This is a genomic window from Streptomyces narbonensis (genome assembly GCF_014649015.1).
GTDB classification, from domain to species: domain Bacteria; phylum Actinomycetota; class Actinomycetes; order Streptomycetales; family Streptomycetaceae; genus Streptomyces; species Streptomyces narbonensis.
Genome location: NZ_BMSF01000003.1, coordinates 279,760 through 291,604 on the forward strand (window position 1 = coordinate 279,760; position 11,845 = coordinate 291,604).

At 74.0% G+C, this 11,845-nt stretch carries 12 protein-coding genes; 5 read left to right on the top strand and 7 right to left on the bottom strand.

Going from position 1 to position 11,845, the window contains the following annotated elements; genetic code table 11:
* Positions 1-2: 2 nt before the first annotated feature.
* The 3 genes from hisB to hisD are packed head-to-tail and all read right to left on the bottom strand — an operon-like array spanning position 3 to position 3,054.
* A complete protein-coding gene (gene hisB / locus IE124_RS07285) occupies positions 3-596 on the bottom strand; it encodes an imidazoleglycerol-phosphate dehydratase HisB (RefSeq protein ID WP_015032911.1) in 594 nt (197 codons plus the stop codon).
* Positions 593-1,714 (bottom strand): histidinol-phosphate transaminase, encoded by a 1,122-nt coding sequence (locus IE124_RS07290; RefSeq protein ID WP_229832238.1) that lies wholly within the window; start codon positions 1,712-1,714, stop codon positions 593-595. The genes hisB and IE124_RS07290 overlap by 4 nt, the downstream gene beginning before the upstream one ends.
* A complete protein-coding gene (gene hisD / locus IE124_RS07295; RefSeq protein ID WP_189505978.1) occupies positions 1,711-3,054 on the bottom strand; it encodes a histidinol dehydrogenase in 1,344 nt (447 codons plus the stop codon). The genes IE124_RS07290 and hisD overlap by 4 nt, the downstream gene beginning before the upstream one ends.
* A gap of 214 nt (positions 3,055-3,268) precedes the next feature.
* Here hisD and IE124_RS07300 point away from each other — a divergent pair, with 214 nt between their 5' ends.
* The 4 genes from IE124_RS07300 (at position 3,269) to ybaK (ending at position 7,355) form a co-directional block, all read left to right on the top strand.
* Entirely contained in the window at positions 3,269-4,882 is a 1,614-nt protein-coding gene (locus IE124_RS07300; protein WP_189505979.1) for an oxidoreductase, read from the top strand.
* A gap of 171 nt (positions 4,883-5,053) precedes the next feature.
* Positions 5,054-6,094 carry a hypothetical protein gene (locus tag IE124_RS07305; RefSeq protein ID WP_189505980.1) on the top strand — a complete coding sequence of 347 codons (1,041 nt, stop codon included), beginning with the start codon at positions 5,054-5,056 and terminating at the stop codon, positions 6,092-6,094.
* A 10-nt stretch (positions 6,095-6,104) separates the two neighbouring features.
* Positions 6,105-6,842: an LON peptidase substrate-binding domain-containing protein gene (locus tag IE124_RS07310; protein WP_189505981.1), complete on the top strand. Its 738-nt coding sequence runs from the start codon at positions 6,105-6,107 to the stop codon at positions 6,840-6,842.
* Between the two features lie 15 nt (positions 6,843-6,857).
* Positions 6,858-7,355, top strand: a complete 498-nt coding sequence (gene ybaK, locus IE124_RS07315; RefSeq protein ID WP_189505982.1) for a Cys-tRNA(Pro) deacylase — start codon at positions 6,858-6,860, stop codon at positions 7,353-7,355.
* A gap of 3 nt (positions 7,356-7,358) precedes the next feature.
* Here the strand turns inward: ybaK and IE124_RS07320 are convergent, their stop codons facing one another.
* The 4 genes from IE124_RS07320 to IE124_RS07335 all read right to left on the bottom strand — a co-directional run bounded on the left by IE124_RS07320 (position 7,359) and on the right by IE124_RS07335 (position 11,313).
* Positions 7,359-8,090 (bottom strand): DUF2567 domain-containing protein, encoded by a 732-nt coding sequence (locus IE124_RS07320; RefSeq protein WP_229832240.1) that lies wholly within the window; start codon positions 8,088-8,090, stop codon positions 7,359-7,361.
* A 34-nt stretch (positions 8,091-8,124) separates the two neighbouring features.
* On the bottom strand, positions 8,125-8,952 hold the full coding sequence (locus tag IE124_RS07325) for an ABC transporter permease (RefSeq protein WP_189505984.1): 828 nt from the start codon (positions 8,950-8,952) through the stop codon (positions 8,125-8,127).
* A 61-nt stretch (positions 8,953-9,013) separates the two neighbouring features.
* Positions 9,014-9,985, bottom strand: coding sequence for an ABC transporter ATP-binding protein (locus tag IE124_RS07330; protein WP_189506424.1), 972 nt, complete (start codon positions 9,983-9,985; stop codon positions 9,014-9,016).
* Between the two features lie 20 nt (positions 9,986-10,005).
* Positions 10,006-11,313 (bottom strand): NYN domain-containing protein, encoded by a 1,308-nt coding sequence (locus tag IE124_RS07335; protein ID WP_189505986.1) that lies wholly within the window; start codon positions 11,311-11,313, stop codon positions 10,006-10,008.
* Positions 11,314-11,551: 238 nt separating this feature from the next.
* Here IE124_RS07335 and IE124_RS07340 point away from each other — a divergent pair, with 238 nt between their 5' ends.
* Positions 11,552-11,725, top strand: a complete 174-nt coding sequence (locus tag IE124_RS07340) for a hypothetical protein (RefSeq protein ID WP_189505989.1) — start codon at positions 11,552-11,554, stop codon at positions 11,723-11,725.
* Positions 11,726-11,845 lie beyond the last annotated feature (120 nt).

Here is an 11,845-nt window from a genome sequence, read left to right on the forward strand (position 1 = left end):
GGTCAGAGCGCGCCCTTCGTGGAGGGGAGGATTCCGGCGGCGCGCGGGTCGCGCTCGGAGGCGTAGCGCAGGGCGCGGGCGAAGGCCTTGAACTGGCACTCCACGATGTGGTGGGCGTTGCGCCCGTACGGGACGTGGATGTGCAGCGCGATCTGGGCCTGGGCGACGAAGGACTCGAAGATGTGCCGGGTCATCGTCGTGTCGTACGAGCCGATCATCGGCGCCATGTTCTCGGGCTCGGTGTGCACGAGGTAGGGGCGGCCGGAGAGGTCGACCGTCACCTGGGCGAGCGACTCGTCCAGCGGGACGGTGCAGTTGCCGAAGCGGTAGATGCCGACCTTGTCGCCGAGGGCCTGCTTGAAGGCGGCGCCGAGGGCGAGGGCGGTGTCCTCGATGGTGTGGTGCGAGTCGATGTGCAGGTCGCCGTCGGTCTTGACCGTCAGGTCGAAGAGGCCGTGGCGGCCGAGCTGGTCGAGCATGTGGTCGTAGAAGCCGACCCCGGTCGACACGTCGACCTTTCCGGTGCCGTCGAGGTCGATCTCGACGACGACGGACGTCTCCTTGGTGGTGCGCTCAACGCGGCCTACGCGGCTCATCGCTTCTGCTCCTTCATCAGTTCACGGACCGCGTCGAGGAACGCGTCGTTCTCTTCGGGGGTGCCCGCGGTGACCCGCAGCCAGCCCGGTACGCCGTTGTCCCGGACCAGGACGCCCCGGTCGAGGATCCGCTGCCAGGCCCCGTGCGTGTCGGCGAACCTGCCGAACTGCACGAAGTTGGCGTCGGACTCGGTGACCTCGCACCCGAGGGCACGCAGCTCGGTGACGAGCCGGTCGCGCTCGACCTTGAGCTGCTCGACGTACCCGAGGAGGGTGTCGGTGTGCTCCAGGGCGGCGAGCGCGGTGGCCTGGGTGACGGCGGAGAGGTGGTACGGCAGGCGGACCAGCTGGACGGCGTCGACGACGGCCGGGTGCGCGGCGAGGTAGCCGAGGCGCAGCCCGGCGGCGCCGAACGCCTTGGACATGGTCCGGGAGACCACCAGGTTCGGCCGGCCTTCGAGGAGCGGCAGCAGCGAGTCGCGGTGGCTGAACTCCACGTACGCCTCGTCCACGACCACCATCGAGGGCTTGGCCGCCTGGGCCGCCTCGTACAGGGCGAGGACGGTGTCGGCCTCGACCGCGGTGCCGGTGGGGTTGTTGGGAGAGGTGATGAAGACGACGTCCGGCGTGTTCTCCGCGATGGCCTGGGCGGCCGCCGCCACGTCGATCGTGAAGTCCTCGTTGCGCGGGCCGGAGATCCAGCCCGTGCCGGTGCCGCGGGCGATCAGGGCGTGCATCGAGTACGAGGGCTCGAAGCCGATCGCGGTACGGCCGGGGCCGCCGAAGGTCTGCAGGAGCTGCTGGAGGACCTCGTTGGAGCCGTTGGCCGCCCACACGTTCTCGACGCCGACGCGGTGCTTGCCGGTCCGGGTGAGGTAGGCGGCGAGCTCGGTGCGCAGCTCGACCGCGTCGCGGTCGGGGTAGCGGTTGAGGCCGCGGGCGGCCTCGGCGACCCGCTCCGCGATCCGGGCCACCAGGGGCTCGGGCAGCGGGTACGGGTTCTCGTTGGTGTTCAGCTGGACGGGGACGTCGAGCTGGGGCGCGCCGTAAGGGGACTTGCCGCGCAGCTCGTCGCGGACGGGCAGGTCGTCGATGCGGAGGGCGTCGTTCGAGGTCACTTGCTCTCGGGAACCTTCCATCCGAACCTGGCCTTGATCGCCGCGCCGTGCGCGGGCAGGTCCTCGGCCTCGGCGAGCGTCACCACGTGGTGGGCGACGTCGGCGAGGGCGTCGCGCGTGTAGTCCACGATGTGCACGCCGCGCAGGAAGGACTGCACGGAGAGGCCCGAGGAGTGGCAGGCGCAGCCGCCGGTGGGGAGGACGTGGTTGGAGCCGGCGCAGTAGTCGCCGAGCGAGACCGGGGCCCAGGGGCCGACGAAGATCGCGCCCGCGTTGCGGACGCGGTCGGCGACGGCGGCGGCGTCGGCGGTCTGGATCTCCAGGTGCTCGGCGCCGTACGCGTCGACGACCTTGAGGCCGTCGGCCAGGTCGCGGACGAGGACGATCGCGGACTGGCGGCCGGCGAGGGCCGGGACGATCCGGTCGTCGACGTGCTTGGAGGCGGCGACCTGGGTCTTCAGTTCGGCCTCGGTGGCGGCGGCCAGCTCGTCCGAGTCGGTGACGAGGACGGAGGCGGCCATGGGGTCGTGCTCGGCCTGGCTGATGAGGTCGGCGGCGACGTGGACGGGGTCGGCGGTGGAGTCCGCGAGGATCGCGATCTCCGTCGGTCCGGCCTCGGCGTCGATGCCGATGCGGCCCTTGAGGAGGCGCTTGGCGGCAGCGACGTAGATGTTGCCGGGGCCGGTGACCAGGTTGACGGGGGCGCAGCCGGGCTCGGTGTCCGTGGCCGTGGTGCCGTACGCGAACATGGCGACGGCCTGGGCGCCGCCGGCCGCGTACACCTCGTCGACGCCGAGGAGGGCGCAGGCGGCGAGGATCGTCGGGTGCGGCAGGCCGCCGAACTCCTTCTGCGGGGGCGAGGCCACGGCCAGGCCCTCGACGCCGGCCTCCTGGGCCGGGACGACGTTCATCACGACGGAGGACGGGTAGACGGCGCGGCCGCCCGGAACGTACAGACCGACGCGCTCGACCGGGATCCACTTCTCGGTGACCGTGCCGCCGGGGACGACCTGGGTGGTGTGGGTGGTGCGGCGCTGCTCGCGGTGGACGAGCCGGGCGCGCCGGATGGACTCCTCCAGGGCGGCGCGGACGGCCGGGTCGAGCTCGTCGAGGGCGCGGCTGATCGCCTCGGCGGGGACGCGCAGGCTCGGGACGCGGACGTGGTCGAATTTCTCCCCGTAGTCGATCACCGCGGCCGCGCCATGATGCCTGACGTCCTCGCAGATCGGCCGCACCGTCTCCAGGGCGGCTTCCACGTCGAACTCGGCACGGGGCAGCAGGTCGCGCAGGGCGGAACCCTCGGGGAGGGTCTCACCGCGCAGATCGATTCGAGAGATCACGGGTCAATTCTCGCAGACGGCCTAGAACGACGATCGCCCGTATCAACAGCTGATACATGCCAATCACTGACTGATACCCGCCACACTGGCGTCTTGTCGCCACAGCTGACCGTTAGCGTTCAGCCCGTCACTCAGCGGGAAGAACGGCTGTACGAATCCACGGATCCCGGCACGGGAAATCGTGGGAGCGGACGTGGAAAGCGAGGGGGGCGGCGTGACCGAGCCGCACGACGACGGGATGCCCGACGGGCTCACGGGCCCGGAGCGGGCCGTGTGGCGGGCGTTCCGGATCGGCAGGACCTGCGATCTGACGGAGGGGATCGCCGAGCGGGACGACCCGTTCGGCACCCGGGAGTGGGGCCCCGAGCGGAGCGTCCGTGCGGACGTGGTGGCCCTGCTGCTGCTCGACGGGCCGCAGGCCAGGTCGGGACGGGTGGCCGCGCTGAAGCTGCGCGGCGTGCGGATCACGGGCGTGCTGAACCTGGCGGGCGGGACGATAGGACCGTACGTGGAGCTGCACGGCTGCCGGTTCGACGGCGAGGTCGTGCTCCCCGAGGCCCAGTTCGGCACGCTGCGGATGGTCGCCTGCGCGATCCCGCGCCTGGAGGCCGCCCGGCTGCACACGACGGGCGACCTGCATCTGCCGCGCTGCCGGGTGGGCCACGGCATCCGGCTCACGGACGCGCAGATCGGCACGGACCTGCTCATCAACCAGATCCAGGTCTGGCCGGACCTGCGCGGACGGGCGATCGCGGCGGACGGGATGGTGGTGGCCCAGGACCTCCAGGCCGAGCTGATCGAGACGCACGGCGAGCTGAGCCTGCGCGGCGCGAAGGTCGGCGTCTCGCTCAGCCTGCGCGGCAGCGTGCTGCGCGGGGCGCAGCAGCGGCGCGCGCTCAACGCCCCGCAGCTGACGGTGGAGCGCTCGCTCTACCTGAACGCGGCGTGGGTGTACGAGGACACGGAGAGCCTGGGCAACTCGGGCGGCGCGACGGCCACCCCGCCGTACGGCGTGACGCCGGCCCTGGGCACCCGGCGCAAGCCCGTGGAGTGCCACGGCGGCGTCCGGCTCGACGACGGCCGGTTCGGTGACGCGGTGGACCTGCACTCCGCCCGGTTCCTGCTGAACGGCTCGCGCCGGGAGGAGGTGTCGCTGCGCCGGATCGCCACCCCGGAGCTGCGGTTCAACGGCGAGCGCCCGGAGGAGGGGCGGGTGGTGCTCAACGGCGCCCGGATCGTGACCCTGATCGACCTGTCGACCAGCTGGCCGGGGCCCGGTGGACTGGCGATGGGCGGCTTCGTCTACGAGAACCTCGTGCCGTACGGGCACTTCCCGCTGGCCCGGCGCCTGGAGTGGGTGGCGGCGGCGACCCCGGAGTACGCCCCCGAGCCGTACGAGCGGCTGGCGACGGTCCTGCGCAACAGCGGGGAGGACGCGGACGCGCGCGAGGTGCTGCTCGCCAAGCAGCGGCGCCGGCGGGAGACGCTGCCGGTGGCAGGGAAGCTGTGGGGGTACGTCCAGGACCTGACGGTGGCGTACGGCTACCGGCCGGGCCGGGCGGCCCTGTGGATGGCGGTGCTGTGGGCGGCGGGCACCGTGGCCTTCTCGCACTACCGCCCGGTGCCGCTGAAGGGGGAGGAAGCCCCCGAGTGGAACGGGCCGCTGTACGCGCTGGACCTGCTGCTGCCGGTGATCAACCTCGGGCAGGACGGCTACTGGCGCCTGGAGGGCGTCTGGCAGTGGGCGGCGGCGGTGCTCATACTCCTCGGCTGGATCCTGGCGACGACCGTGGCGGCCGGTGCGACCCGCCTCCTGCGCCGCGGCTGACCTGCCGGAACCGCCTCCGGCACGGCGGTGGGGCGGCCGCGAGAAGGCGGCGGCGCGGGCGCCCGGGGCCGCGCCGCGGCGGCGATGTGAGGGGGCCGGGTGAGGTGGGGGTGAAAGGGCTGGGCAGATGGGCGCGAAACAGCACGACCCGGTGGGAAAATACTTCGCACCATGTCCTTCCTCCGCGCCCTGATCGGCGCCGTCCGATCGGGTCGGCACACCCCGCGGTTCACCGCCGGGCTCGTGCCGGACGACGACGTGCTGCTCGACGCCCCGGACGAGCGGCTCGCCCCCGCCCTGGTCGCCGCCGCGCTGGCCGACCCGGAGCCCGCGGCGAAGCTGCTCGCCACCACCCGGGACTGCGCCGAGTGGGAGGACCGCGACCGGTACGTCACCCGGCTCGCCACCTTCGCCTACCACCGGAGCGACTGGCTGGCCCACTGGATCGCCGTCGCCCCCCACGACCCCGACGCCCTGCTCGTCTCGGCCCAGCTCGCCGTCCGCAGGGCCTGGGAGTCCCCCGCCCGTGCAGAGCGGCTGCGCGAGCTCGACCCGCTGATCCGGACGGTCACCGAGGAGGCACCGCACGACCCGGTGCCGTGGCGGCTCGCCCTCGACCACGCGCGCGGGGCGCACGCCGGACACACCGTCTTCGAGACGCTGTGGGAGCAGGCCGTGCGCCGCTCCCCGCACCACTACGGCAGCCACGTCGCGGCCCTCAAGTACCTCTCCGCGCAGTGGTACGGCTCGCACCGGGCCGCCTTCGACTTCGCCGAGCAGGCCGCCGACGACGCCGCCCCTGACTCGCTCGTGCGGGCACTCCCCGTCCGCGCGGCCTACGACCGGCTCCGGTCGCTGCCCAGGCCTGACCGTTCCGCCGCCGCGGTGCGGCTCGACCGGGCGGCCGACCGGGCGCTCGCGCTGTCGGCCGCCTTCCCCGCGGGCGACCCGTGGCCCGCCGAGGTGCGCAATCTGCTCGCGTACGTGCTGGTGGAGCGGGCGCGGTGGACGGACGCGCTGGACGAGTTCCGCCGGATCGGCCCCCACGCGACCTCCTTCCCGTGGGGTGCGCGGCGGGGCGCCGTGCAGGAGGATCCTCTGCGCCGGTTCCTCGCCGTACGGGACGTCGTGCGGGCCGAGTCGGCCGGCCGGACGCCCCTGTGGAGGCCCGGAGACGGACGGGCCGGACGGGCCGGTCGCGGCGGCCATTAGGCTTGCCGCCGTGACCACCGCTCGCCTGCCTCTCTTCCCGCTCAATGCGGTGCTGTTCCCTGGCCTCGTGCTGCCGCTGAACGTCTTCGAGGAGCGTTATCGCGCCATGATGCGGGAGCTGCTCACGATCGACGACACGGAGCCGCGCCGCTTCGCCGTCGTCGCCATCCGCGACGGCCGCGAGGTCGCGCCCACGGCTCCCGGGATGCCCGACCCGACGGCGCTGCCGGAGAAGGGCCCCGCGGCCGGCTTCGGCGCCGACCCGATCCAGGCCTTCCACCGGGTCGGCTGCATCGCCGACGCGGCGAGCATCCGCGAGCGCTCCAACGGCAGCTTCGAGGTCATGGCCACCGGGACGACCCGGGTCAAGCTCCTCTCGGTCGACGCGAGCGGCCCGTTCCTGGTCGCCGAGGTCGAGGAGATCCCGGAGGAGCGGGGCGAGGACGCGGGCACCCTCTCCGAGGGCGTGCTGCGGGCCTTCCGGAACTACCAGAAGCGGCTGGCGGGGGCGCGGGAGCGGTCGCTGACGACGAGCGAGCTGCCGGACGACCCGTCGGTCGTGTCGTACCTGGTCGCGGCGGCCGCGGTGCTCGACACCCCGGCGAAGCAGCGGCTGCTCCAGGCCCCGGACACGGCGACGCGGCTGCGCGAGGAGCTGGCGCTGCTGCGCGCGGAGACGGCGGTGCTGCGGCACCTGCCCTCGCTGCCGGCGGTCGACCTGACGCAGGGTCCGACGAACCCGAACTGAGGAAGGGCGAGGCGCGTGGCGAAGAAGCAGAAGAAGAACAGCGGGGGCACTCCGGCGACGGTCGCGCTGGCCGCGGCCGGCACCCCGTACACCCTGCACGCGTACGAGCACGACCCTGCCTCCCCCTCCTACGGCGAGGAGGCCGCGGAGGCGCTCGGCGTCTCCCCCGGCCGGGTCTTCAAGACGCTGGTGGCCGACGTCGACGGCGAGCTGACGGTCGCGGTGGTCCCGGTCGCGGGGCAGCTGGACCTGAAGGCGCTGGCCTCGGCGGTCGGCGGGAAGCGGGCGGCGATGGCCGACCCGGCCGCCGCGGAGCGCACGACGGGGTACGTCCGGGGCGGCATCTCCCCGCTGGGCCAGCGCAAGCGTCTGCGTACGGTCCTCGACTCCTCGGCCTCGGACCACGCGACGATCTGCATCTCGGCGGGCCGCCGCGGCCTGGAGGTGGAGCTCTCCCCCGCCGACCTGGCGGCCCTCACCTCGGCGGTCGTGGCCCCGATCGGCCGCGGCTGACGCTCAGAGGGACTTCGGCCCGGGCTGCGGATTCGGCTGAGGCTGCGGGTTCGGCTGAGGCTGCGGGTTCGACCGAGGCTGCGGGTCCGGCGTCGGGTTCGACTGCGGCTGCGGGTGGGGGTTCGGCTGATGCGGCCCCCAGTACTCCGGCTCCGGGTCGCGGGGGCCGAAGAGCGCCGTCAGCACCAGGTGGACGATCATCGCCGCCAGCGGCCAGGCCAGCATGGCGGCAGCCGCCATGTTCAGTTCGAGGGGCGCGTCGAAGACCACATCGGGGCCGACCTCCCTGGCGTGGGCGACCACGTCCCGCGTCGGGCCGAAGTACGTCCCCACGCCCCAGGCGAGCAGCGATCCGAGGACGCCGCCGAGCGCCAGGCCGATCACCAGCGGCACCCCGCCCTCACGGCGCAGCAGGAACACGACGAGCGCGGCGACCGCCCCGAAGGCCAGCGCGAGGAGCACGAAGGTCCCGTCCGCGCCGATCGCCGACTCGCCCTCGGAGTCGCGGAGGTAGACCCCCTTGCCGTCCGAGATGAGCAGGACGCGCGGCGCCAGCCACAGCCACAGCAGACCGAGCACCGCACCCGCGGCCGTCGAGACGGCGGCGACGACGCCACCCCGCAGGACCTCGGCCGCCGTGATCGGGTCCCCGACGGGCCCGAGCGGCGGCGGGGGCGGCGGGGGCCAGTCGGAGTCGTGCGGAGGCTGGTGAGGCGGAGTCAGAGGTGCGGTCACCCCGCCATCGTGCCAGGTGTGTCTGTGGCCCGCCTCAGCGGACGGCCGCCCGCCGGTAGGCCCAGGTGGCGACCGCCAGGGACACCACGCCGACCGCCCCGCAGACGGCGAGGTCGAAGCCGACGGCCGCCCAGTCCGGGCGGGACTCGAAGGTACGGGCCAGGGCCTCGACGCCGTACGTCGACGGCAGCAGGTCCCGCGCCCAGCCGATGGGCTCCGGCAGCCGCTCGGCCGGAAGCACACCGAGGAGCAGCGCCGCCGACATGCCGAGCTGGCCGAGGAGCGTGGCGAGCTCCTGCCGGGGGGCGAGGAGGCCGAGGGCGGCGCCGAGTCCGGCGAGCGCCGCTCCGGCGAGCGGGACGACGGCGCCGAGGATCCACAGCTGACCGAGGGGCAGCCCGAAGAGCAGGGACCCGGCGACGGCGGTGACGACGGTCCCGGGCACGGTGAAGGAGGCGTAAGCGCCGGCCGCGCCGAGCACGACGGCCGCCGGCGGCACGGGCAGGGTGGCGTAGTGGTCGAGGCCGCCGCTCGCCCGCAGCTGCCCGAAGTACTGGGCGAGCAGGTTGAGCGCGACGAAGGCGACGACGAGGACGGTGGAGCCGGCCACGACGGCCCGCGCCTCGGAGCCGCCGTCGACGACCCCGCGCATCAGGACCATGATCCCGATCGACTGGAAGGTCGCCACGAAGAGCAGCGGGATGCGGGCCACGCGGGCGCGCGAGAGCTGCGCGCGGTAGACGGCCGCCATGGCCGGCAGCAGCCGGGCGCGCGGGGCGAGCGGCGCTGCGCCGTCCCCGGCTTCCTGCGACCGGAAGGGGAGCGCGCCGGTCGGCAGGACCTCGGCGGGCACGGTGCTCACTGCGTACAGCTCCTGACGGTCACGTGCGGAACGTGGGGGGTCACGTACGGAAGTGCGGGGCTCATGCCTTCACCAGTCCCTCGGACGCGCCGCCCAGCGCGAGGTAGACGTCCTCCAGGCTGGGCGTGGCCAGGGTGAAGTCGTCGAGCGCGGCGAAGGCGGCCCCGCCGGTGACGGTGGCGACGGCCGCACGGGCGGCGTCGGGGGCGAGCCGGAGGCTCCAGCGCCGTCCGGTCTCCTGGGCGAGTTCCCGCAGGGCGGCGACCTCGGGCAGCTGGAGCGGCGGCGCCTCGCGCCAGACCAGCTCGACGCGGACCTCTCCGGCGACGCGCTCCTTGAGTCCGGCGGGGGTGTCGCAGGCGATGACCCGGCCGCGGTCGAGGACGGCGACGCGGTCGAGGACGGTCTCGGCCTCGATGACGTTGTGGGTGACGAGCAGGACGGTGGTGCCGTGCTCGGCGCGCCGCCGGTCGACGGCGGCCCAGACGGCCCGGCGGGCGACGGGGTCCATGCCGGTGGTGGGCTCGTCGAGGACGAGGACCTGCCGGTGGCCGACGAGCGCGGTGGCGAGGCAGGCGAGCCGCCGCTGGCCTCCGGAGAGCTTCTTGAGGGGGCGGCCGGCGAGCGCGGTGAGGCCGAGCTCCTCCAGGACGGCGTCCCGCTCGGCTCGCGCCTCCTGGGCTCCGAGCCCGCGCAGGCGTCCGGTGGTCTCGGCGGCGAGGGCGACGGTCAGCTCGTCGAGGGCGGTGGACTCCTGGCCGAGGTAGGCGAGGAGCCGGGCCGCGCGCTCCGGGTGGCGTACGAGGTCGTGGCCGAGGAGCTCGACGGAGCCGGAGTCGGGGCGCATGAGCCCGGTGAGCTGGCGGACGAGGGTGGACTTGCCGGCCCCGTTGGGTCCGAGCAGGCCGAAGATCTCACCGCCGCGCACGTCGAGGCTGATCCCGTCGGTGGCGCGCACCTCGGGTGTCGCGGGCGCGCCGCGCCTGCCGCGCGTGGCGGGGTACGTCTTGACCAGATCCCGCACCACGCACACCGTATTCACGGGGCAAGAGCCTACGTGGTCGCCGGGCCCGCTCCGGGCGCGGGGGCTTGTTCGGCGGCGGCCCGGACGTCGATCTCGCGCCAGAACCCGGCCCGGATGGCGTACCGGTCGTGCTCGTCGATCTGGTCGTCCTTGTGGGCGAGCAGACCGAACCGTGCCGCGTAGCGGAGGAGTTCGCCGTCGATGCGGTGCGGGATGCGGGGGTAGAGGGTGGAGAGTTTCTGGACGTGGCTCTGCTCGGGGAGCCGCTCCATCCAGCGGCGGGCGAACACCTGCCCGACTTCGAAGGGGTCTCCGCCGACGGTCGTGATGTCCTCCTCGCGGTCCGCCCAGCGCTGCTCGGCGCTGGTGAGCAGGGCGAGGGTGGGCAGGGACGCGGTCTCGGCCGGCTCCCCGAGGGCGGAGGTGGCGGGGCGGTCGATCCAGCCCCGGTCGGAGGACCAGCGGAGCGCGCTCGCCCCCTGCGGCACCGGGGCGAGCGGCCCGCCCGGCCCGCCCGGCCCGCCCGGTCCGCGCAGTCCCGCGAGATCCTTGGGGGTGGGGACGCCCTTGCCCGCGCCCGGGGCGGGGACACTGTGGGCATGGCCGTTGGAGGAGGCGGGCGCCTCGGCCGGGCCCGGTCCACTCCCGTTCCGCGCGGCCGAAGCGGCCTCGGCGGCCCGTTCGGCGGAGGCCGCGAGGGCTGCCTCGGGCAGCGGCGCCGAGAGGATCGCGGCGATCTCGGGGCGCGGGGCGGGCGGGGGCGCGCAGATGCCGGTGAGGTCCCTGGCGCGGACGGCCCGGGTGATCCAGGTCCGGTCGAGGACCCGCCGCTCGTCGGCCTCGGCGACCAGGTCCTCGGACTGGTTGTAGTCGCCGTCGGCGGCCTGGACGGCCCACAGGTGGACGGCGACGCCGTGCTCCTTGGCGGACATGAGGCCGGGCAGCAGATCGCCGTCGCCGGTGACGAGCACGATGTCGGAGCAGGCCCTGTTGCGGGCGAGCTCGGTCAGCTCGGTGTGCATGGCCGCGTCGACGCCCTTCTGCGCCCAGCGTCCGTCGCTCCTGGTCAGGGCGCCGAGCCGGACGGTGACCCGGGGCATCACGCGCAGCCTGCGGTGCTCGGGCTGGGGCACCCGGTCGGGTGCGCCGTCGAACCAGTAGATCCGCAGGAGGGGCAGCGCGGTCTCGGCCTCGGCGCGCTCACGCAGCTGCTGGATGAGCGCGGCGTGGTCGACGGCGATTCTGGAGCGGGCCGGTTCCCCGGCGAGGAGACTGGCAGCGGCGCCCAGCAGGTAGCCGGCGTCCACCAGGACGACGCAGCGGTCCACGTGTTCCACCCTCTTTCGGGAACCTCGGGGTCGGACTCGGGGGTCGGAAGGTGCTCCGTGTCTTCGTTCACTTCGAGTCTGCCCGACGGCCGCGGGCTTGACGGTCGGAACTGGATCATCGGCGTGGCGGATATCACGTCCACCCGGCCCTTACGTTCCGTAATGATCCAAAATGCGGCCCCTTCTCGCGTGTGTGAATCTGACAGCGGCCCTGGCCCCTAGGTCCCTTTGAGGAGGCATCATCCCCATGGCCAAGAACCGCAAGCAGGACCGTATGCAGCAGAAGGCGTCGGCAGCAGAGCGTGGCACCCAGCAGGCGCAGCAGTCCGCGATGGAGTCGCAGGCGGAGCAGCGCGCCGCCCAGGTGACCCCTGGTGACATGGCACGGAAGGGCCGTCAGAAGCGCTTCGGCCACAACTGACGCGATCGACGGCAAAGGGGCGCGCCCGTGACGACGGGCGCGCCCCTTGCGCGTGCGGGCGAAGGAAGGCCGCCGGGCCGGCCGACGAGGGTCGGCCCGGCGGAAGGTCGGCCGACCAAG